At 58.7% G+C, this 19,078-nt stretch carries 27 protein-coding genes; all 27 read left to right on the top strand.

Annotated features, from left to right (window positions below):
• Window positions 1–63: 63 nt before the first annotated feature.
• The 27 genes from RDK48_RS13845 (at window position 64) to RDK48_RS13720 (ending at window position 19,069) form a co-directional block, all read left to right on the top strand.
• Window positions 64–402 carry a hypothetical protein gene (locus RDK48_RS13845; RefSeq protein WP_296936976.1) on the top strand — a complete coding sequence of 113 codons (339 nt, stop codon included), beginning with the start codon at window positions 64–66 and terminating at the stop codon, window positions 400–402.
• Entirely contained in the window at window positions 402–1,076 is a 675-nt protein-coding gene (locus RDK48_RS13840; RefSeq protein ID WP_298998150.1) for a hypothetical protein, read from the top strand. Before RDK48_RS13845 ends, RDK48_RS13840 begins: the two co-directional genes overlap by 1 nt.
• Window positions 1,073–1,453 carry a hypothetical protein gene (locus tag RDK48_RS13835; protein WP_298998153.1) on the top strand — a complete coding sequence of 127 codons (381 nt, stop codon included), beginning with the start codon at window positions 1,073–1,075 and terminating at the stop codon, window positions 1,451–1,453. The genes RDK48_RS13840 and RDK48_RS13835 overlap by 4 nt, the downstream gene beginning before the upstream one ends.
• A 234-nt stretch (window positions 1,454–1,687) precedes the next feature.
• Window positions 1,688–2,068 (top strand): DUF2730 family protein, encoded by a 381-nt coding sequence (locus tag RDK48_RS13830; RefSeq protein WP_298998155.1) that lies wholly within the window; start codon window positions 1,688–1,690, stop codon window positions 2,066–2,068.
• Window positions 2,068–2,376 carry an ArsR family transcriptional regulator gene (locus RDK48_RS13825; RefSeq protein WP_298998156.1) on the top strand — a complete coding sequence of 103 codons (309 nt, stop codon included), beginning with the start codon at window positions 2,068–2,070 and terminating at the stop codon, window positions 2,374–2,376. Before RDK48_RS13830 ends, RDK48_RS13825 begins: the two co-directional genes overlap by 1 nt.
• A gap of 2 nt (window positions 2,377–2,378) precedes the next feature.
• Entirely contained in the window at window positions 2,379–2,936 is a 558-nt protein-coding gene (locus RDK48_RS13820; protein WP_298998157.1) for a phage protein Gp27 family protein, read from the top strand.
• Complete coding sequence (locus tag RDK48_RS13815; RefSeq protein WP_298998158.1) at window positions 2,936–4,261, top strand: terminase large subunit domain-containing protein; 1,326 nt, start codon at window positions 2,936–2,938, stop codon at window positions 4,259–4,261. Before RDK48_RS13820 ends, RDK48_RS13815 begins: the two co-directional genes overlap by 1 nt.
• Window positions 4,262–4,307: 46 nt before the next feature.
• Window positions 4,308–5,690 carry a DUF1073 domain-containing protein gene (locus tag RDK48_RS13810; protein WP_298998159.1) on the top strand — a complete coding sequence of 461 codons (1,383 nt, stop codon included), beginning with the start codon at window positions 4,308–4,310 and terminating at the stop codon, window positions 5,688–5,690.
• The gene (locus RDK48_RS13805) at window positions 5,668–6,921 is read left to right on the top strand and encodes a DUF6883 domain-containing protein (RefSeq protein WP_298998161.1); all 1,254 of its coding nucleotides are present in this window, start codon (window positions 5,668–5,670) and stop codon (window positions 6,919–6,921) included. The genes RDK48_RS13810 and RDK48_RS13805 overlap by 23 nt, the downstream gene beginning before the upstream one ends.
• Window position 6,922: 1 nt before the next feature.
• The gene (locus RDK48_RS13800; RefSeq protein WP_298998162.1) at window positions 6,923–7,165 is read left to right on the top strand and encodes a hypothetical protein; all 243 of its coding nucleotides are present in this window, start codon (window positions 6,923–6,925) and stop codon (window positions 7,163–7,165) included.
• A 154-nt stretch (window positions 7,166–7,319) separates the two neighbouring features.
• Entirely contained in the window at window positions 7,320–8,603 is a 1,284-nt protein-coding gene (locus RDK48_RS13795) for a DUF2213 domain-containing protein (RefSeq protein ID WP_298998163.1), read from the top strand.
• The gene (locus RDK48_RS13790; protein WP_298998164.1) at window positions 8,603–9,052 is read left to right on the top strand and encodes a hypothetical protein; all 450 of its coding nucleotides are present in this window, start codon (window positions 8,603–8,605) and stop codon (window positions 9,050–9,052) included. The genes RDK48_RS13795 and RDK48_RS13790 overlap by 1 nt, the downstream gene beginning before the upstream one ends.
• 9 nt (window positions 9,053–9,061) lie before the next feature.
• Window positions 9,062–9,997 carry a DUF2184 domain-containing protein gene (locus tag RDK48_RS13785; protein ID WP_296936999.1) on the top strand — a complete coding sequence of 312 codons (936 nt, stop codon included), beginning with the start codon at window positions 9,062–9,064 and terminating at the stop codon, window positions 9,995–9,997.
• Window positions 9,998–9,999: 2 nt separating this feature from the next.
• Complete coding sequence (locus RDK48_RS13780) at window positions 10,000–10,401, top strand: DUF4054 domain-containing protein (RefSeq protein WP_296937001.1); 402 nt, start codon at window positions 10,000–10,002, stop codon at window positions 10,399–10,401.
• On the top strand, window positions 10,398–10,982 hold the full coding sequence (locus tag RDK48_RS13775; protein WP_296937003.1) for a hypothetical protein: 585 nt from the start codon (window positions 10,398–10,400) through the stop codon (window positions 10,980–10,982). Before RDK48_RS13780 ends, RDK48_RS13775 begins: the two co-directional genes overlap by 4 nt.
• Window positions 10,982–11,338: a hypothetical protein gene (locus tag RDK48_RS13770; protein ID WP_298998165.1), complete on the top strand. Its 357-nt coding sequence runs from the start codon at window positions 10,982–10,984 to the stop codon at window positions 11,336–11,338. Before RDK48_RS13775 ends, RDK48_RS13770 begins: the two co-directional genes overlap by 1 nt.
• Complete coding sequence (locus RDK48_RS13765; RefSeq protein ID WP_298998166.1) at window positions 11,331–11,903, top strand: hypothetical protein; 573 nt, start codon at window positions 11,331–11,333, stop codon at window positions 11,901–11,903. Before RDK48_RS13770 ends, RDK48_RS13765 begins: the two co-directional genes overlap by 8 nt.
• Before the next feature lie 9 nt (window positions 11,904–11,912).
• On the top strand, window positions 11,913–13,394 hold the full coding sequence (locus tag RDK48_RS13760; protein ID WP_298998167.1) for a DUF3383 domain-containing protein: 1,482 nt from the start codon (window positions 11,913–11,915) through the stop codon (window positions 13,392–13,394).
• Between the two features lie 4 nt (window positions 13,395–13,398).
• On the top strand, window positions 13,399–13,860 hold the full coding sequence (locus RDK48_RS13755; RefSeq protein WP_296937009.1) for a phage protein: 462 nt from the start codon (window positions 13,399–13,401) through the stop codon (window positions 13,858–13,860).
• 9 nt (window positions 13,861–13,869) lie between these two features.
• Entirely contained in the window at window positions 13,870–14,319 is a 450-nt protein-coding gene (locus RDK48_RS13750) for a phage tail assembly chaperone (RefSeq protein WP_298998169.1), read from the top strand.
• 62 nt (window positions 14,320–14,381) lie between these two features.
• Entirely contained in the window at window positions 14,382–14,513 is a 132-nt protein-coding gene (locus tag RDK48_RS15005) for a hypothetical protein (protein WP_374042285.1), read from the top strand.
• Window positions 14,513–16,111: a hypothetical protein gene (locus tag RDK48_RS13745; protein ID WP_298998171.1), complete on the top strand. Its 1,599-nt coding sequence runs from the start codon at window positions 14,513–14,515 to the stop codon at window positions 16,109–16,111. The genes RDK48_RS15005 and RDK48_RS13745 overlap by 1 nt, the downstream gene beginning before the upstream one ends.
• Window positions 16,108–16,644, top strand: coding sequence for a phage baseplate protein (locus RDK48_RS13740; RefSeq protein WP_298998172.1), 537 nt, complete (start codon window positions 16,108–16,110; stop codon window positions 16,642–16,644). The genes RDK48_RS13745 and RDK48_RS13740 overlap by 4 nt, the downstream gene beginning before the upstream one ends.
• A 102-nt stretch (window positions 16,645–16,746) precedes the next feature.
• Window positions 16,747–17,070, top strand: coding sequence for a hypothetical protein (locus RDK48_RS13735; protein ID WP_298998174.1), 324 nt, complete (start codon window positions 16,747–16,749; stop codon window positions 17,068–17,070).
• Window positions 17,067–17,999: a hypothetical protein gene (locus tag RDK48_RS13730; protein WP_298998176.1), complete on the top strand. Its 933-nt coding sequence runs from the start codon at window positions 17,067–17,069 to the stop codon at window positions 17,997–17,999. The genes RDK48_RS13735 and RDK48_RS13730 overlap by 4 nt, the downstream gene beginning before the upstream one ends.
• 3 nt (window positions 18,000–18,002) lie before the next feature.
• Complete coding sequence (locus RDK48_RS13725) at window positions 18,003–18,719, top strand: Gp138 family membrane-puncturing spike protein (protein WP_298998178.1); 717 nt, start codon at window positions 18,003–18,005, stop codon at window positions 18,717–18,719.
• Window positions 18,716–19,069 (top strand): hypothetical protein, encoded by a 354-nt coding sequence (locus RDK48_RS13720; protein ID WP_298998180.1) that lies wholly within the window; start codon window positions 18,716–18,718, stop codon window positions 19,067–19,069. The genes RDK48_RS13725 and RDK48_RS13720 overlap by 4 nt, the downstream gene beginning before the upstream one ends.
• Window positions 19,070–19,078: the final 9 nt, after the last annotated feature.

Here is a 19,078-nt window from a genome sequence, read left to right as displayed (position 1 = left end):
ACAATATCAGGGTGCGAATTTAAGTCCTCCTGCGGCATAACTAGCTGCAAGGAGGGCTTTTTTATGCCCATTGATACGTCATATGAGTCTTTGTACAGCAAGTTGCGTCTTACCCTGCGTCCCCTCTATGACTTTCGGGTCTGGTTGCTGCTGCTGATCTGCTTTGGGGTTGGCATGCTTGTAGACCCGTTGGGCACATTAGGCCTTGCTGGCTATCTGACTTATGTCATCGGCATGTGGGGCGCTGCGCTCATGCTGTCGAAAATCCTCACGCCGTATATCCGCATGTCTGCTTACGCCAGATCGGCTCTGAGTGGTAATGTGGCCGCCGCCCTAGTGGTGCTGGCCCGCGTGCTGCTGCAGATCTGCATTGCCATCAGCATCATGATTTGGGGCAAATGATGCTTCGCGCATCAATTCTGCCCGTTCTGGCGCTGCTCTATCTGCCCATGCTCTGGACCGAGCACCAAGCGTACAGTCCCGAGTTTTACGACCCCGCCATCTACGCTGGGCAGGTGGAGCAAGAGACCTGTTACGGGCTGGCAGATAAGCGCTGCTGGAATCCCAAAACGGAAATGAAGACCCGCCGCGAGTACGGTGTTGGGCTGGGGCAGCTCACTATTGCTTACGACAGTGCCGGGCGCGTGCGCTTCAATAACTTTGAGGACGTGCGCAAACTTCACAAGGATCTGCGCACCTGGGCGTGGGAAGATCGTTATAACCCGCGCCTACAACTACGAGCGCTCATACTCAAAGACCAGCAAGCTTGGTCTGCGTTTACAGGGTGCGCCACGGCTGAAGACCGTGCAGCCATGATGCTGGCCGCCTACAACGGCGGTATCGGCGGCGTGTTGCAAGACCGGGCCTACTGCCGCCAGGTCAAAGGTTGTGACCAGACCCGCTGGACGGGTCACGTGGAAACCCACAGTCGCAAAAGTCGGTCAAGCTTAGGCAAACAGTACGCAGATAAAAGCCCCTACGCCATTAACCGCGCCTATGTGCGCAACATTATGGGTGACAAGCGCGAGCGATATCGTCCTGCGCTGGCCACGTTGGCATCAGGAGGCAGCTTATGACCACGGGCATCAAGGCCGCACTGACGATTCTGGGCGTGCTGTTGGTCTTGGCTGGAGGTTTTGCATGGTGGCAGACGTGGCAGCTTGATAAGGCCAGAGCAAGTATTGACGGGCTGGTAAAGGCCATAGACACCGCCAAGGCCGATATCGCGCGTTGGGAGGCTGTGGGCAAAAGACTTACCACAAACGCCGGTGCCCAGGCAAAGCTGGCGGAGGCTTGCCTGAAGCGCGAGGGGCAGGCCCAAAAAGACGCGGAGACCATTGCCGACATTATGGCCCAATTCAGACCGAATGATATTACGCCGGAACAGGTCCGGCAGGGGGTGGACGATGCGACGCGCCAGCGTGCTGCTGATATGCTCAATCGGCCTTGGTAGTTTGGGCGGGTGTGCCACAACGGGCAGCGTGTCCACGCCCGCGCCGGAAGTTGTCACAACACAGCGTTGTCCCCGCCCCACGAAACCTACGTTACCCAAAATTCGCGGGGACATACCTTTTGATCACCCCGACCAGGTGGAGGCGATACTCACCCGCGACGCCCGTCTGCGTGTGTACTCCGCCCAGTGCAACGCTGCCCTGGATTGCTACGATGCCCAAGCAGAGGGGGGTAAATGACTCTCTGGGAAATTTTCTGGAAATATGGCTGGGCGTTTGCCTTGGCACTGCAACTCTTGGGGTTATGGGTCAACTGGAGTCTGTCCCGGCAGTTTGTAACACACGCATTTTTTGCCGCTTACAGCAAAGGCATGGATGAGCGCTTCAAGCAAATCGAATTACGTCAAGCTGAAGCTGATAACGTGCATACCCAGATTGCGGCAACACTTGCAGCTCTCCCCACAGCGAAGGATATGCATCGCCTAGAAGTAGGCCTTACGTCTATTGAGGGGTCCGTAAAAGCCAGCCAAGCGGAAGTGCGCGGGCTTGCCAGCGGTGTGAACCGCATTGAACGAGTCGTAGATATCCTTACGGAATCTCATATTGGAGGAAAGTAATGTCGCATAACGAGGAATTCCAGCGTCGCATTGTGGAGGACCGCCGCCTGGTGATCCTGCGCTACCTGGACGAGGAGGACGACGGCCGCATGAGCGTGAGCCTCATGACCGATGCGCTGGAAATCATGAGTCACCGCGTGCCGCGCACCACTGTACTGGCAGATGCTGGCTATCTGGAAGGTCTGGGTCTGCTGTGCGTCGAATACGTGGGCAGCGTACCCATTCTGCGCCTGACCGGGCGCGGTGCCGATGTGGCCAAGGGGTTGATTGAAGTGCCCGGCGTCAAAAAGCCCGCGCGCGGGGAATAGCCATGGCCCGCAAGAGCAGCGTCACCCGACTGTCGACTGATCTGCGCAGGCAGATAGACAAGGCGCTTACCGATGGCCGCATGACCCTGGACGAACTGCACGAGTTTGTACTGGGCAAGTGCGCGGCTGTTGGGGCCGATGCACCATCGCGCACGGCCTTGTGGCGGTACTCAACCAATTTTTCTGCCGCTGCCCAGGTCATGCGAGAAAACCGCGACATGGCCCGCGCTCTTGCGCAAGAACTCGGACCGGACAGCGTAGAGGGCGAGCAAGGGCGCTTGCTGGTGGACATGCTGCGCGGTCTGCTGTTCCGCACTCTGCAAGATCGGACTGGATCTCCTGATGCAAAATTTGACGCCGCCGAAATAGACAAGATCGCACGCAGCCTCAAGAACCTGTCTCAAGCCATGAGTCTGGAAGCGGACTTTGCCAAGCGCATACGCGAGGAAGAACGCAAAAAAACGCTTGATGAGGCGCGGGATAAACTGGACGCGGCTGCTGCTGGTGGTCTTGATCCCGCTGTGGCCCAGGAAGCCCGCCGCGTCCTCGGATTTGAGTGATGGACATTGCCCAGCCCATAATCAAATTTTTGCCATATCAGCAAGCCTGGCTGGCGGATAATGCCCGTTTCAAAATAGGCATGTTTGCCCGCCAGACGGGCAAGACATTTACCACATGCGCCGAAATTGTTGACGACTGCATTCAGGCTGAAATCAAAGGCAGCAAGGTACGCTGGGTTATCCTTTCCCGTGGTGAGCGACAGGCCAAGGAAGCTATCGACGAAGCAATCAAGCCCTTTTGCAAAGCTTTTTATATCGTCTATGCAGGACTGCTAAAAGACCGCGCATATCCCGTTTATTATGAGGGAGAATTCCGCGCGGCTGACAATGCCGTTTACAAAACCCAGGAAGTCATATTCCCCGGTGGATCGCGCATCACAGCCCTGCCTGCAAACCCGGACACCGCCCGAGGCTATTCTGCCAACGTGTTTTTGGACGAGTTCGCGTTCCATAAGGATAGCCGTGCCATCTGGAAAGCCCTGTTCCCGGTTATTTCGAAGCCAGGGCTCAAGCTGCGCATAACCAGCACACCCAACGGCAAAGACAATAAATTTTATGAGCTTTGGACAAACAAGGACACCGTTTGGGCAAAGCACCAGGTGGACATCTATTCTGCGGTAGCTCAGGGCCTAGACCGCGACATTGACATGCTTAAGGCGGCCCTGGACGACGATGACGGCTGGTTGCAAGAGTATGAGCTGAAATTTCTCGACGAGGGCAGCGCATGGCTGACCTACGATCTTATCACCGCCTGCGAAGATGAAAACGCCGGGAAGCCGGAACTATACACAGGCGGCGCGTGCTACATCGGTAATGATATCGGTGCCAGGCGTGACTTGTGGGTTTCCTGGGTACTTGAAGAAGTTGGCGATGTGCTTTGGACGCGCGAAATATCGGAATTGAGCAAAGCCAAGTTTGCGGAGCATGACCAGGAGATTGCCCGACTGAACCAGGTTTACAACATGGCTAAGCTGGCAATGGACCAAACCGGCATGGGCGAAAAGCCTGTGGAAGACATGACGGCCGAATATGGTGAAGGGGTTGTGGAGGGGGTAATCCTGTCCAGCAGCCGTCGTCTGGCTATTGCCACCGCAGGTAAACAGCGATTTGAAGATCGCAAAATACGCATTCCTGCGGGAAACAGCATTTTACGGGCAGACCTGCACAAACTGAAAAAAGTCAGTGGTGATACGGGTGCGCCTCGCCTTGTGGCAGATCGTGACGGCATCGGACATGCAGACCGCACCTGGGCCTGTTTTTTGGCCGTTGCTGCTGCCGGAGGACCGGACACATTGCGTACATGGGAGAAATTAGCCGATGGTTAAAACCCGCACATCTCGCCCGGCTCTCCGGGCTACGAGCCGCCGCAGCATGCGCGACGGTTTTCAAAATTTTGCGGCAAAACTTGGACTTGGCCAGGACAACATGCTGGCCAAGAGCGGCTACGAGCAGGGAACATACCTGACTCGTGACCGGCAGCAGCTTGATGATATGTATCGCACCAGCTGGCTTGTAGGCCGCACCGTCAACGTGGTTCCCGAGGACATGGTGCGCGGCGGCGTGGACGTGCGCGCGCAGTGGGACGCTGGAAGAACAGACGAGCTGCTGCGTGAGCATCGGCGTGTGGGCTGCCCAGGGCGATTAAGTGACGCCCTCAAGTGGGGCCGCCTGTATGGCGGTGCGTTGGCCGTGCTGCTGATAGACGGCGATGACCTGTCCACCCCACTGGAGATAGACAGCATAACCGAGGGCAGCTTTTTGGGCTTGCACGTGCTGGATCGTTGGCAGGTACAGCCCAGCAGCGAGCTGATCTCTGACCTCGGCCCTATGCTGGGCTACCCTGAATTTTACAGTGTAAACACTGTCGGCGGTATGGCTGGCGAGCGCATACATCACAGCCGTGCCCTGCGTTTTGTGGGAGTTGAGCTGCCATACCAGCAGCGGATCACTGAGCAGCACTGGGGAGCCAGCGTAGTCGAGCAAATGGAATCTCGCATGCTGGCCTATGACAGCGCCACGGAAGGCAGCGCCAATTTGTTGTACAAATCGTTTTTACGGGTGATTGGCGTTGATGGCCTGCGGTCAATACTGGCGGCTGGCGGCAAGGCCGAGCAGGCGTTAATCCGCCAGTTTGAAATGGTCCGCCAGATGCAAAGCAACGAAGGTATCACTCTGCTGGATAAGAATGATACGTTTACGACTGCCGGTTATAGCTTCGCGGGTGTGTACGATGCAATGCAGGCCTTTGCCGAGCAGATAGCCGGGGCCACCGGTATTCCCCTGGTGCGCCTGCTGGGGCAAAGTCCCAAGGGCTTTTCCACGGGCGAATCAGATTTGCGCACCTACTACGACACTATCGCCACCTTGCAGGATGACGACCTGCGGCCCGCGCTCAATGTGATCTTTGCCGTATTATCCCGCCATCTGTGGGGCGAAAGTCTGCCGGATGGCTTCAGCTTTGAGTTTGAAAGCCTCATGCAACCGTCGGAGCTTGAAAAATCGCAGATTGCAACATCCGACGCCCAGGCCGTGGCCGCCCTTGTACAGGGGGGCATCATCACGCCCAGCCAGGGGCTTGCAGCCCTGCGCGACAGTGCCCGCGTAACTGGGCGTTTTGCGGGTATCAGCGATGCGGATATTGCCAGCGCAGAAAAGGCCGAACAGGCCCCGCCCCTGCCGCCTTTGCCCCCCTCGCAGCCCAAGCAATCCTTTGCACCATTGAGTATGGGCAATGGCAACGCTGCAGCCCAATAATCCCGCACCCTGGCCCGGCCTGGCCTGGACGTGGACCGATGCCGCAACGGCCAGGGCCGGAGTGTTTACGCCCTCGCGCGCGGCGGAGCGCAGTTATGAGCGCACTCTGCGCAGCCTGGCTGGGCAGATATCTCAGGTGCTGACCAACCACCGGCCCCAGGACGCCGAGGACATACTGCGTACCTATGCCGAAACCATCACGCCCTGGGCGCAGCAAAGTGCTGCAAACATGCTGGACGGCGTAGCGCGCGGCAATCTTGATCAGTTCCGGCGCATGGCCTCGCGCATGGGCTTGGATATGCGCATGTTTCTGGCGGGCGATCCCATTGGCCAGATCGTGGCCCAGCGCATTGAAGCCAACACAGCTTTGATAAAGAGCCTCCCTTTGGAGGCGGCTATGCGCGCGGGTGCGCTGGCTCACGAGGGGCTGACCAGCGGCATGCGGGCCGAGGACATGGCGGCAGAGCTGGCCAGCATTGGCGGCACCACCATGAGCCGGGCGCGCTGCATCGCGCTGACCGAGGTCAGCAAGGCCAGCACGGCGCTGACCCAGGCTCGGGCCGGATCAGTGGGGAGCGACGGCTACATTTGGCGCAGCGTGCGCGACGGGGCCACACGCCCCAGCCACCGGGCGATGGAGGGCAAATTTGTGTCATGGGACAGCCCGCCAACACTGGACGGCATGACTGGCCACGCCGGAGAATTTCCGTATTGCCGCTGTTACCCTGAGCCGGTTATCCCAAAAGGTGATGACACACGTAAAACTTTTGCCGTCAGCAGTTTGCCCACGCAGACCCAGGAACAGGCCAGCGGGGAGCAAAAGCTCTTCACCCAGTGGGAAAAGAGCCAGGGGGCCGAAGTTGTCCGCCATGTGCCAGGCGCACCACTATATAATGTCGAGCGGGCGCAACTGGACATGGGCAAATTGTCGGCCTACGCGCTTGACCCTGACCATCCGCGTGGCGGCGATAAGGCACGCGTGTTTGCATCGGCCCTGGGGCTTGGCCCACAGGATGCGGGATGGCTGCGTGACCAGGTCATGCAGCAGCTGCCCACCGTGGCAGCTCTGGTCAAGCCCGGCACGGAATACGGGCAACGGTTTGACGCCCTCGTGCCAGTTACCGGGCGCAACGGCAGGACAGTTGCGGTCAAGACCGTATGGCAGTATGATTACACGGATGGCGGCATACGCACCGCCCCACGGCTTATAACCATGTATGTGGACAGATGACATGTTGCGAGATCTTGATGACATCCGCCTGACTCAGGCCATCACCAGCAAGGGGGGCGCTGACCTCGTGCGCCGTGCCATTACTCTGCCTGCGGGTACTGAGGGTACGGTCATGAGTGCATATCCCAACGGCGCGGCAGATGTCGAGTTTTACGTTGGTGTCAGCGATAATGCTCCCTATGGCTACATGTTGATCACGCTGGAGCCGACACAATTTGAGAGGATCGCCAAAAACGCCGCCTAACGACCTATATATGGCCGGAGCGTATCACCGTGCCAAAGTGATACATTAATCGAGCACGGGGCATCGTAAACGCCCGTAAACACCACTCCCACGACAAGGCACCCCGAACAATTTCGGGGTGCCTTTTTTTGTGCCCCTCGCGCATGGTCTACCTATGCGCATCTATACCACTGCCAAACTCTCCGAAAACATCTCGCGCACCCCCGAAGGCTACCTGCTTTGCAAGGGGGCTGCCTTGGCGCGCACTGGCACAATGGCTTACCTGCCGGAAGAGGTGTCGCCGGAAATCGTCAAGGGGTTCAGCGGCGATCAGGTGCTTATTACCCGCGACGCTGCTGAAGTCTTCCGGCCTGCTACGCTGGCCAGTTTTGAAGGCAAGCCCTTCACCCTGGACCATCCGGATGAAGACGTATCCCCCGACAACTGGTCAGAGCTGGCCCACGGATTTGCAACCAACGTGCGCCGAGGTGACGGCCGCCAGCAGGATCTGATGCTGGCCGACATCCTGATTACCGAGGCCGAGGCCATTGATGCAGTACTGCATGACGGCATGCGCGAGCTGTCGTGCGGGTATGATTGTGATTTTGAGGTAATCCGGCCCGGCGTGGGACGGCAAATCAATATTATGGGCAACCATGTGGCGCTTGTAGACCACGGCCGGGCCGGGGCGCGCTGCAAAATCAAAGATCAAAGGGAGACCCCTATGACCCCCAAAAAGACAAAAAAGCTCAGCTGGGCGGATAAAATGCGCCGCCTGCTGAAGGACGCGGAAGCCGAGGAAGCCAACGCCCCGCAGGACGAGGATACACCTCCCCCGCAGGATGAGGACAATCCCGTGGCCACCACAGATGACGACGTGGCCGCCAGCCTGGAAGAAATCAAGCTCATGTTGCGTACCCTGGTGGAAGCTCTCAAGCCGCAGGACACGGATGAAGATCCGCAGGCCCAGGACGAAGACCCGGACCAGAGCGCCCAGGACGAAGACGATCCCCAGCAAGACGAAGATCCGGACCAGAGCGCGCAGGATGAAGACGATCCCCAGCAGGACGAAGACCTCCCGGTCAAAAGCGCAGACCGCAAGCCCGGACGCATGGCCGACGCCGCCACTGTGCGCAGTGCCAAACGCATGGGGCTGTTGGGCTGCCGCGTAGGTGACAACGCGATCGTCGTGCGTCGCGCCGCGCTGGGCATGGCATGCCGCAACCCCAATACCCGCCGTATCGTGGACAGCGTTCTTGGTGGCAAGGCCATCGCCAATGCCACCGCTGCCGAAGTGCGGGCCGCGTTTGCCGCTGTGGGGGTGCTGACCGGTGCGGGTAACAACCGCCGCACGGTGGATAGTCTTTCCAGCCCGGGCGCTGGCGGCAGAAAGGGGCCGATTACGCCCGCCGACATCAACAAGCTCAACGCCGCGTACTACGGCAAAGGGGGCAAGTAATGAGTAACGCCTACCTCAAGCGTATGCCCGCCGGTTTTCCCGGCGATGTGAGTCGCAAAGCTGAGGCCACAGTGGAAGCCGGGCTTATGGGCGCAACTGTTGCCTTTGGCGCTCCGGTCAAAATGGACGGGGGCAAGCTTGTTGCGCTCTCGGGCGCGTCCGATGCCGTCTACGGTTTTGTGGTGCGCCCGTACCCGACCATGGGCAGTGCTGCGGTATCAGGCAGCATTCAGGACGTGCTGCGCCGCGGTTATATGACCGTCAAACTGACCCAGGGGACAGCGGCCAAGGGCAGCCAGGTCTATGTGCGCCACACGGCAGAGACCGGCAAGGCCGTGGGTGACATCGAGGCCGCCGCCGTTGAGGGCAAAACCCTGGCCGTGCCGGGCTGCCTGTTTATGGGCGAGGCCGATGGCATGGGCAACGTCGAACTGTCCTACAATCTATAAGGAGCATCAATGTTTACGCTTGATAAAAAAACTATCCGCGATGCTGGCGCATTTTTCGTCGGTGAGCTGGAGCGGCTGGATCAGACGATCCACAATCCCCTTGCCGTGGTCACCTGGGGCCGGGATATCGACCTTCGCGACGACGTGACCTTGGGCGATGAGCTGAGCAGCTTTACAAACTCCTCCTTTGCTGCCGCTGGCGGCATCTACGCCAACGGCATCAACTGGGTGGGCAAGGACAGCACAGCCATTGCCGGCATGGCCGTGAGCATCGACAAAACCAGTAAGCCCCTGCGCCTGTGGGGCCAGGAGATCGGGTTTACCGTGCAAGAACTCGCAGCCGCCCAACGTGTGGGCCGCCCCATCGACCTGCAGAAGTTTGACGGTCTTAAGCTCAAAAACCAGATGGACATCGACCAGATGGTCTACCTGGGCGACGATGTGGTGGGGGCCACCGGGCTGTGTAACAACGCGTCCATCACCCCCCTGACAGTGGCAAAGACGTGGGCAACCTCCACCCCCCTCGAAATATTGGCCAGTATCAACAGTGTGCTGGAGACTGCCTGGGCACAAAGTGGCTATGCCATATTGCCGGACCGCCTGCTGGTGCCGCCCACGGCCATGAGCAAATTGACCCAGCCCATCACGGACGCTGGCAGCATGAGCATACTGCAGTATGTTCGGGAGCAGTGCCTGTGCAACTCTGTCAACGGTCGTCCGTTGGACATTGCCCCGGTTAAACACCTGGCGGGCGCTGGTGTGGGCAAAAAAGACCGCATGGTGGCTTACACCAAGGATCGCCAGTATGTGCGCTATCCCCTGGTGCCCTTGCAGCACACGCCCGTGGAATATCGGGGGCTGTACCAGATCACCACCTACTATGCGGCCCTGGGCGAGCTGGAGTTTGTGTACGCCGAAACTGTGGCCTACGCGGACGGCATCTAATTATGGACATCGCCGCCTTTCGTGACTCTTTCCCGCAATTCACGGCGGAGCTGGTGCCGGACGCGCGCGTACAGTTTCACCTCACCGTGGCGGGCAAGCTGTTGCCCGCCAAACGGTGGGACGATCTGCTGGATCAGGGCTTGGGTTTGTATGTTGCCCACCAGCTCACGCTGGAGTTGGAGGTGCTCAAAGCCCAGGGTGGCACGGGCGGCATTGACGCCGCTGCCGGTCCGGTGACGGCAGAGACCAAGACCGTGGGCAGTATGTCCCATGCGGTAACACGAGCCGGTGCATCTGGTCAGGGCAGCGCCCTGGTCAATGCCGGGCAGTACAACAACACAATCTATGGCCAGCAGCTCTGGCAGCTCATGCAGATTGTAGGCGCAGGCGGGTTGATGGCATGAAGCCGACCGTAACCGTCAAACAGACTGCGGATATGACAAAGCTGATGACGCAAGGCGTCGCAGCCTTGACCAAGGTTGACGTGTACATTGGCGTACCCGCTGAAAACGCGGGCACCCGTGCGGGCGGCATCAATAACGCTGAGTTGTCGTACATCCACGAGTTTGGCGCACCAGCGGCAGGGATTCCGGCCCGCCCCCACCTGGTGCCGGGCATTGAGGATATCAAGGGCGAGGCCGCAAAAACCATGAAGGAGGCGGCAAAACAAGCCCTGGAAGGTAATGAAGGGAGTGTAGAGCCTGCTTTGAACCGCATCGGCCTGCTGGGCCAGAACGCCGTGCGGGCGCGATTCCAGAACAACGACTGGGAACCCTTGAAGGACAGCACTCTGGATTACGCCGCGCCTAAAAAGGATGCCGAGGGCAACACGCTGACGGACAAGAAAGGCCGGGTCAAGAGGGGCAAATCCCGCCGGGACGAAGGCAAGACCAACCCCCTGCTGGACACCGGGCAGCTGATGAAAAGTCACACCTACGTGATCCGTAAACGCGGTCAGGGCATGATCACCCCAGGGGACAAATGATGTTGGATGTATCGGCACTGCTGGACGACACGACGTTTTGCACACTGTTTACGGTGCTGCGTCTGACGGAATCCGTAAACGACCATGGTCGGGCCGAATATGCGGAGGCCTCCACGTCCATGACGGGCGTGGTGCAGCCTGCCACTGCCCGTGAATTGGAGCGCCTGCCCGAAGGCGAACGGGACAAGGAGACTCTGACTATTTACACGCGGCAGCCGCTGCGCGTGGGCAATCTTGCCAACGGCACCGCAGCCGATTGCGTGCAGTACAACGGCGCGCGCTACACGGTGGCCGCAGTGGAGACATGGCCAGGATACACCCGCGCCCTGGCACAGAAGGAACTGGATAATGCCTGATGCCGTCAATCCCAGCAGCCTGGAAGCCGGATGGCTGCGCCCCGCCTCTGGGCCGGACGAGGACGCGTTGGAAAATGCGCTGCACGACATGGTCTGCGGGCTGACGGGCTTGCCTGGTCAGATGGTACGCCCACGCTGGCAGCCCAACCCACCCAAGACACCAGGCCCTGACCAACACTGGTGCGCGTTTGGCGTTATCAATGAGGGCGCACCCGGTGGCACAGCATGGCATCAGGGCGGTGCCACACATGTGGAAATACACGAGCGCCTGGTCGTTATGTGCAGCTTTTACGGGCCGCAGGCCAGGTCATTGGCCAGAGCGCTACGGGATGGTCTGTATGTGGAGCAAAACCGGGCCATGCTGCGAGACCTGGCTAACCTGGCATTTGTGGAGGCAGGGGACATTGTGCCCGCGCCCGATCTGGTCGCCCTGCGCTGGATACGCCGCCAGGACATCACAATAACCCTCACGCGCGGCCCTCAACAGAATACGAATGAGGGTCTTACGGACATCAGAGATATCGACAGCGCCAAGGCTTGCGGCCTGTGTGGCCGGTCACGATAGGAGGAATTTATGGCAACAAAGGCACTCGCCGTTGACCGCGTGGTCAACGTCACCATTAATTTGCAGGCCCTGGCCGCCAGCCGCCGCAACTTTGGCGTGCTGCTGATTGTGGGCAGCTCCGACGTTATTTCGGCCAGTGAGCGCATCCGCAGTTATACAGGCATTGACGGCGTTGCGGCAGATTTTGGAGTGGAAGCACCGGAATATCTGGCGGCGGAACTGTTCTTTAGCCAATCGCCGCGCCCCGCAATTTTGCAGATCGGTCGCTGGCTCAAGCAGCCCACCAGCGCCATGCTGCGCGGCGGCATCTTGACCGCCGAAGAGGCGGCGCTTGCGCAGTGGACAGGCGTCAGTGACGGCAGCCTGACTGTGCATGTGGCTGGGGCCACGCATGAGGTGTCTGGCCTGGACTTCCGGGCCGTCACCAATCTCAATGCCGTGGCATCGGCCATCAGTGCCAAGGTTGCCGCCAATGGCGTGGCCTGCGCCTGGGACGGCGAGCGTTTTACGCTCACGACCAAGGCCACAGGGCCGGATGCGACGCTCACATATTGCACGGACGCCACTGCCGGGGGCACTGCCCTGGCGGCAAAACTTAAACTGACCGAAGCTACGGCCCTTGCTCCTCTGGATGGCCAGACGGAAGAAACCATCAAGCAATGTGTTGTTGAGCTGGCTGACCGGGGCGATTGGTACGGTCTGGCCATTGCCGACGCCAGCCTGACTGTCGATGATCATCTGATCGTGGCCCAGTACATCCAAGCGGCTAGCAAGAGCCGTATTTACGCGGCCACTATCACGGACACCCGCGTGCTTGATGCCGCCTACACGGATGATCTGGCCAGCCGGGGCAAGGCACTTAAACTGTCACGTTTGTTTCCGGCGTACAGTACCAACAAATATGCCTCCATCAGCGCCATAGGCCGGGCGTTTACAGTCAATTTTTCGGCCAACCGCAGTACTATCACGCTCAAATTCAAACAGCTCCCAAGCGTGGAAGCCGAAGGTCTGACGGAAACCCAGGCCAATACTCTGGCCGCCAAACGCTGCAACGTGTTTGCCGCCTACAACAACGATACGGCAATCCTTCAGGAGGGCGTCATGAGCGGCGATGCCTGGTTTGACGAGATCCACGGCACGGACTGGCTGCAAAACGCAGTGCAAACCGAGTTGTGGAACCTGCTGTATCAGAGCAAGACCAAGATCCCGCAGACCAACAGCGGCGTGCATCAGCTTATCACCTGCATCGAAAACGTGCTGGATCAGGCCGTAAACAATGCCCTGGTTGCCCCCGGCACCTGGAACGGCGACGGCTTCGGCCAACTGGAGCGCGGCGACTATCTACCCAAGGGCTATTACGTCTATTCAGAACCCATCGAACTGCAAGCGCAGAGCGAGCGCGAAAAGCGCGTGGCTCCGCCTATCCAGTGTGCCATAAAACTGGCCGGAGCTATCCACTCTGTGGATGTGGCCATAAACGTAAACAGGTAAGAACATGGGATTCGCATATTCTTTTCTTGATGTTCATGCGGCTATCAGTGGCCCTGGCGGGAACTTCCCGCTTTCGGGTGACCGGGCGGGCATCGCCCAGGAGGGCCTGACCATCGTCCCCACCGGCGATCAAAACACTATGACCGTGGGGGCAGACGGTTCCGTCATGCATAGCTTGCTGGCAGACTCCAGCGGCACTGTTACGGTTAATCTGCTGCGCACCAGCCCCGTAAACAGACAGTTGCAGGAAATGTATAATTATCAACGTCAGAGCAGCGCCAACTGGGGCCGTAACACCATAACCGTGCGCGATGTGGCACGCGGCGACACCGCGACTTGCCAGGAGGTGGCTTTCGCCAAACAGCCGGAAAAGCCCTTTGCCAAAGAAGGTGGAACGCGGCAATGGACGTTCCACTCAGGCAAAATCAATATCCAGGACGGCAGCGGCACGCCGGAAATCTCTTAGGAGTAAGCCATGAATGAAGTTGAAATCCAGGGCACTGTTTACAAAATCGGCAAACTCAACGCCTTTGCGCAGATGTACGTGCTTAAGCGCGCCGCCCCGGTGCTTGGCAAGTTGCAGGGCGTACTGGGCACGCTACAGTTGGCGCTTGACGATGCCAAGCTGGGCGACGGTAAGGATGCCAAGCTGGCTGAAGTCCTTGGCTCTTTGGGCGCGACCATCGGCGAGCTGCCGGACGAAAGCCTGGAATATGTGTGCAATGCCGCTCTGGACGTGGTGGATATGCGCCAGGCTGGCGGCGGCTGGGCACCCGTGCGCAGCAAGGGGCAGCTCATGTACCCGGAAATGGATCTGCTCACCATGTTGTCCCTGACGGCCCACGTGCTCAAGGATAACCTGACCACTTTTTTTCGCGCACTCCCGGCGTTGCAAGGGCCGGGACAGGAACCGAAGACGACGTAGACGTTGACTGGGTATGCCTGCCGGGCGGCGAGGACTGGCTGTTGAGGCCCGTGCTGCGTGGCATGTGCCGGTACGAAAGCCTCAAAGATTGTACCCTTGACTTGGCGGACATCGCCTTAATGAATGACGCCTGCAATGTGCAGGACGAAAACGAACGCCGTTACCTGGCGGCGCTCAAGAACAAGGATGCCTGATGGCCGTAACCATCGCCGAATTTTTGGCCTCTGTGGGCTTTCAGGCTGACGAAGCCAGCCTTAAGGGCGCTCTGGCCAAGGTTACAGGCTTTGCGGCTGGTATCACGCTTGCAGCTGGTGCAGCCTTTGCGGGCATCATGCGTATTGCCCAGGGCGAGGTTGCACTGGCCAAGCAGGCGGACAGCCTGGGTGTGCCCATCAAAAAGCTGGAAGAACTGGGCTATGTTGCCGAGCAGACCGGCAGCAGCTCCGAGGCCGTGGCCGCAGCCTTGGGCGGGCTGAAGGAAAAGTACCCCTACATTAAAGACACAAGTGTGCTCCTGGAGCGCGTGGGCAACAACATGCGCGGCATGAGCGACCAGGCCGCCAAACTGTACGCCAAGCAAATGGGCATTGACCCCACCTTGGTACCGATGCTGACGCGGGACGTTAGCGGCCTCAAAAACGAATTTGCGGCCATGTACGACGTGGCCGGTCGCGATGCCGCCAAGGCTGCGGAAGACAGCAAGGGCTTTCTGGCCGAGCTGAACAAGCTGCACACCATGAGCGGTCTGCTGGTCAAAGCTGTGGGTGGTGTATTCTTGGGCCAGCTGCGTGGCGATGTGGAAAACCTGCGCCGCGTAATCATGGAAAACTTCGGCAAGATCAAGGCTATTTTCGAGACCGTGATTGGCGTTGTCTTTCGCGTTGCTGGTGCTATTGGAGCCTTTGTGCGCCGCATGGTAATATGGGCATCTGCCCTGGTCGGCTGGTACGATAAGCTGGATGGCGGACAAAAAAAGATTATCCAGGGTCTTGTACTGTTTGCTGCCGCATGGAAATTTTTGAATGCCGGTTTTCTGGCCACGCCGTTGGGCATGATTGTGGCCGGTCTGGCCGCAATCGTGGGTTTGATTGACGATTACCAAACATACATGGAGGGCGGGCGTAGTTACTTTGATTGGGGGCCGTGGGAAAAAAGCATTGAGGGTGTGCGTACCGCAATCAGCAGCGCCATTGACAACGTGACCAATTTTTTTCGCGAGCATGAAAAGCTCATTACCGGATTTGCTCAAGGCATAGCCATAGCCATGGGGCTAAAGGCTGTGATGATGCTCCTCAAGGGCGCTGTCGGCGGTGTGGGTATGGCCTTCCGTGTTTTGTTTGGTCTGGTTAAGGCAAACCCCTTGGGGTTGATCATAACAGCCGCCGCCATGATCTGGGAAAACTGGGACCTCATTCGTGAGAAATTTCCAGACTTCGCAGCCTGGGCAGAAAAAGCCGCTGCTGCAATAAAGAACTTTTTCGCGCCTGCTTTGGATTGGTTAAAGGAAAAACTTTCCGGCATGACGGATTGGTTGCCCGACTTTGTGAAGGAAAAAATGGGACTGGCCGTAAACGCCAATGTAACCCCGCCGCCAGACGGACCGGCGCTGAAACCGCAGCCCATACCAGCTATGGCAGCCAGCCATACATCCCGCGAGGTTAAAGTAGAATCAAAAACGGAAATTACCCTTAATGGCGCGCAAAGCCCTGAGCAGGTTGCGGGACTGGTGGCGGGCAACCAGGACAGGGCCGCTGCCGATATGGCGCGGCACATGCAGGGGGCAACCCGATGAGCACTAATGGCACTGTCATTACCGGGCGCAACCTGGGCGGCTTGCAATTTGCGGTGGTCGTGGAGGAGCAGCACGAAGATAAGCTGACGATCACCGAGCACCCTGTGGAGCAAGGCGCAAAGATCAACGACCACGCCTATGTTATGCCAGCCACTGTTACCATACGCGCGGGCGTATCGGACGCGGCCGGAGACGGCAAGGCGCGGGAGATGTACGACAAGCTGCTGGACCTGATGCGCAAGCGCGAGCCGATCAGCATTGTTACGGGCAAGCGCTTGTACGACAATATGCTTGTCGAGGGCGTGACCTGTACCACGGACAAAAATACGGAAAAGGCCCTGCTGGTGACCGCCAATTGCAGGGAGGTCATTATCGTGCGCACGCAAGCGGCCAGCGTGCCGCCGCGCAGCAGGCACAAGCACGCTGCCAAGACTGGCGGTGTGAGTGATAAAGGGCAAAAGCAGCCCAACAGCATACTTAACGCTAGCGCGGGCAGCGGCGGTTATACCCGCCCAGGCGGCGCGGCAAAATGATCTGACAATGGCGGTCGTTGTTCAATAAGTCGTAATCAACTGCGGCCACCCCGAACTTGTTCGGGGTGGCCGCTCATCGTATCCATTCAGTACAGTGCCCTCATGGCACTGTACGAAATACCCCTTACCCCCGAACCTCAAGCCTTTGGTATCAGTCTGGCCGGGCGCTCCCTGCGCCTGGTGCTGCGTTGGGCAGAAAGCCCGGCAGCGGATGTTTCCGGCGGTTGGATGCTGGATATTCTTGATCAGCCTGACGACACCATTCCCTTGATTTGCGGCATCCCTTTGATCGCTGGCTGTGACCTGCTGGCCCCCTATGCCTACCTTGAGCTTGGCGGCTCATTGTACATCTCCGGCGATATGCCGCCCACACTGGATAACTTGGGCGACACCGTGCTGCTGATTTTTGAAACGGAGGACGCATGAGCGCTAAAAATAAAGCTGAAGAGGGGCGATGCTGGTTGCGGGCCTGTTCGCTGGTTGTGGGAGGAAACTCCGGCAGCGGGCTGGATCTGTCCGAACTGCGCATCACGTTCAAGACCAAGAAAGGCGACATGGAAACGCCAAATAGCGCGGAAATAAACGTTTATAACCTGTCAGAGGCCACGGCCAGCAAGATACAACGCGAATTTACGCAGGTGCTTTTGTCCGCCGGGTATGTGGGCAATTCCGGGTTGATCTTCCGGGGCAACATTCGCCAGGTGCGCACGTGGAGGGAGAACGGCGTTGACACCGTGCTGGCCATATTAGCGGCCGATGGTGACCGTGCCTACAACTTTGCCACGGTCGCCACCACGTTGGCGGCGGGCAGCATGCCTGCGGACCGGGTGCGAGTGTGCCAGGGCAGCATGGCCGCCAAGGGGACAGAGGCGGGATATACCCCCGACCTCGGCGGGCAGGCACTACCGCGCGGCGTGGTCATGTACGGCATGGCCAGACAATACATGAGAGATGAGGCGCAAAACACCGGCACGGACTGGAGCATACAGGACGGCAAGGTGCAGATGGTGCCGCGCAAGGGCTATTTGCCGGGGCAGGCCGTGCTGCTGACCCACGAGACGGGCCTGATCGGCACGCCGGAGCAGACGCAGGAAGGCATAACCGTGCGCTCGCTGCTGCTGCCCAATCTGCGCATTGGCGGGCGCATCAAGCTGGACAACAAGAGCGTCAAGCGCATGCAAAGCCCTCTTAAGATGGCCGCTGGGCAGACCGCACCGCGCTTGGATGACGACGGCGTTTACAGGATTTTAAAAGTCGAGTTTAGCGGAGATACTCGCGGCAACGATTGGTACGCGGACATGCTGTGCATAGGCATTGACGACACCATGCGCCTTCCGCTGGATATGGCGAGGTAAAAAATGGATAGAAGCGAACGTCAAAATGACCCCATAGAAAGCCAGCGCCTGGCGCTGGAAGGTCATCAAGCCCAGATGTGGACGGCCTTGCCTGGCATTGTGGCGGGCTTTGACCCCGTGGCCATGACCGTGAGCGTTCAGCCCGCCGTGCAGGGCAGCGTGCGGGATGAGCGCGGCAAGAGTAGTAATGTGCAGATGCCTCTTTTAGTGGACGTGCCCGTGGTGTTCCCATGCGGGGGGGGATTCAGCCTGACGTACCCGATTAAGCTCGGTGACGAGGCACTGGTGGTGTTTGCCAGTCGCTGCATAGACGGTTGGTGGCAAGGCGGGGAATCCACGCCACCGCCCAGCGGGCGCATGCACGATCTCTCGGATGGCATGGCCATCATTGGTCCCAGGTCGCAGGCAACAAAACTAGACCCCCCAGTGGACACAGATAACGTCCAGTTGAGGACAGATGATGGCAAGGCCACCCTGACCATGAAGCCAGATTATACGATTGAGGCAAAAAATCCGCAAGCTGGCTGCCACATTGGCAGTGACGGAGTTATTAAATTTTCGGGAGCAGGCATCAACTTTGCGGCCAAAGACGGTGGTGCAACGCAGGCGGCGGTATCGGGTAGGATGACAGTCGACGAATTAACATCTGGTCATGTTGATTTCAATACGCATTACCATGAGTGCCCGCATGGCGGGAACACCAGCGGTCCAAAATCATGAAGTATCGCAAGCTGGACGTCAAAAATGATTATCAGCTTGGCCACGGTTCGGCAGATTATCATGTGGATACGCCGGAGTGTGTGGCCCAGGCCGTCAAAACCCGTTTGGCCCTGCTCGCAGGTGAATGGTTTTTGGATCTAGGCGAAGGCACGCCTTACGTTACCCACGTGTGGGGCAAGCACACCAAGGACACTTACGATCCGCTGTTGCGCAGGCGCATATTGCAGACTGAGGGCGTGAGTGAGCTTGTGAGTTACGAAAGCACATTTGATCCTGAGACACGTAAATTGACCGTCTCTGTTGAGCTTAACACCGTTTACGGCAGCACAACCGTAAACACCACACTATAAGGATACGCT

Origin of the sequence: uncultured Desulfovibrio sp. (genome assembly GCF_902477725.1) — a bacterium.
Taxonomy (GTDB): Bacteria; Desulfobacterota; Desulfovibrionia; order Desulfovibrionales; family Desulfovibrionaceae; genus Desulfovibrio.
This window is presented reverse-complemented; position numbering and strand designations above follow the sequence as displayed.

Excerpts from the sequence above, each read along its gene's own strand:
- RDK48_RS13845 (WP_296936976.1), top strand. The coding sequence starts at position 64 with ATGCCCATTGATACGTCATATGAGTCTTTGTACAGCAAGTTGCGTCTT.
- RDK48_RS13840 (WP_298998150.1), top strand. The coding sequence starts at position 402 with ATGCTTCGCGCATCAATTCTGCCCGTTCTGGCGCTGCTCTATCTGCCC.
- RDK48_RS13835 (WP_298998153.1), top strand. The coding sequence starts at position 1,073 with ATGACCACGGGCATCAAGGCCGCACTGACGATTCTGGGCGTGCTGTTG.
- RDK48_RS13830 (WP_298998155.1), top strand. The coding sequence starts at position 1,688 with ATGACTCTCTGGGAAATTTTCTGGAAATATGGCTGGGCGTTTGCCTTG.
- RDK48_RS13825 (WP_298998156.1), top strand. The coding sequence starts at position 2,068 with ATGTCGCATAACGAGGAATTCCAGCGTCGCATTGTGGAGGACCGCCGC.
- RDK48_RS13820 (WP_298998157.1), top strand. The coding sequence starts at position 2,379 with ATGGCCCGCAAGAGCAGCGTCACCCGACTGTCGACTGATCTGCGCAGG.
- RDK48_RS13815 (WP_298998158.1), top strand. The coding sequence starts at position 2,936 with ATGGACATTGCCCAGCCCATAATCAAATTTTTGCCATATCAGCAAGCC.
- RDK48_RS13810 (WP_298998159.1), top strand. The coding sequence starts at position 4,308 with ATGCGCGACGGTTTTCAAAATTTTGCGGCAAAACTTGGACTTGGCCAG.
- RDK48_RS13805 (WP_298998161.1), top strand. The coding sequence starts at position 5,668 with ATGGCAACGCTGCAGCCCAATAATCCCGCACCCTGGCCCGGCCTGGCC.
- RDK48_RS13800 (WP_298998162.1), top strand. The coding sequence starts at position 6,923 with ATGTTGCGAGATCTTGATGACATCCGCCTGACTCAGGCCATCACCAGC.
- RDK48_RS13795 (WP_298998163.1), top strand. The coding sequence starts at position 7,320 with ATGCGCATCTATACCACTGCCAAACTCTCCGAAAACATCTCGCGCACC.
- RDK48_RS13790 (WP_298998164.1), top strand. The coding sequence starts at position 8,603 with ATGAGTAACGCCTACCTCAAGCGTATGCCCGCCGGTTTTCCCGGCGAT.
- RDK48_RS13785 (WP_296936999.1), top strand. The coding sequence starts at position 9,062 with ATGTTTACGCTTGATAAAAAAACTATCCGCGATGCTGGCGCATTTTTC.
- RDK48_RS13780 (WP_296937001.1), top strand. The coding sequence starts at position 10,000 with ATGGACATCGCCGCCTTTCGTGACTCTTTCCCGCAATTCACGGCGGAG.
- RDK48_RS13775 (WP_296937003.1), top strand. The coding sequence starts at position 10,398 with ATGAAGCCGACCGTAACCGTCAAACAGACTGCGGATATGACAAAGCTG.
- RDK48_RS13770 (WP_298998165.1), top strand. The coding sequence starts at position 10,982 with ATGTTGGATGTATCGGCACTGCTGGACGACACGACGTTTTGCACACTG.
- RDK48_RS13765 (WP_298998166.1), top strand. The coding sequence starts at position 11,331 with ATGCCTGATGCCGTCAATCCCAGCAGCCTGGAAGCCGGATGGCTGCGC.
- RDK48_RS13760 (WP_298998167.1), top strand. The coding sequence starts at position 11,913 with ATGGCAACAAAGGCACTCGCCGTTGACCGCGTGGTCAACGTCACCATT.
- RDK48_RS13755 (WP_296937009.1), top strand. The coding sequence starts at position 13,399 with ATGGGATTCGCATATTCTTTTCTTGATGTTCATGCGGCTATCAGTGGC.
- RDK48_RS13750 (WP_298998169.1), top strand. The coding sequence starts at position 13,870 with ATGAATGAAGTTGAAATCCAGGGCACTGTTTACAAAATCGGCAAACTC.
- RDK48_RS15005 (WP_374042285.1), top strand. The coding sequence starts at position 14,382 with ATGTGCCGGTACGAAAGCCTCAAAGATTGTACCCTTGACTTGGCGGAC.
- RDK48_RS13745 (WP_298998171.1), top strand. The coding sequence starts at position 14,513 with ATGGCCGTAACCATCGCCGAATTTTTGGCCTCTGTGGGCTTTCAGGCT.
- RDK48_RS13740 (WP_298998172.1), top strand. The coding sequence starts at position 16,108 with ATGAGCACTAATGGCACTGTCATTACCGGGCGCAACCTGGGCGGCTTG.
- RDK48_RS13735 (WP_298998174.1), top strand. The coding sequence starts at position 16,747 with ATGGCACTGTACGAAATACCCCTTACCCCCGAACCTCAAGCCTTTGGT.
- RDK48_RS13730 (WP_298998176.1), top strand. The coding sequence starts at position 17,067 with ATGAGCGCTAAAAATAAAGCTGAAGAGGGGCGATGCTGGTTGCGGGCC.
- RDK48_RS13725 (WP_298998178.1), top strand. The coding sequence starts at position 18,003 with ATGGATAGAAGCGAACGTCAAAATGACCCCATAGAAAGCCAGCGCCTG.
- RDK48_RS13720 (WP_298998180.1), top strand. The coding sequence starts at position 18,716 with ATGAAGTATCGCAAGCTGGACGTCAAAAATGATTATCAGCTTGGCCAC.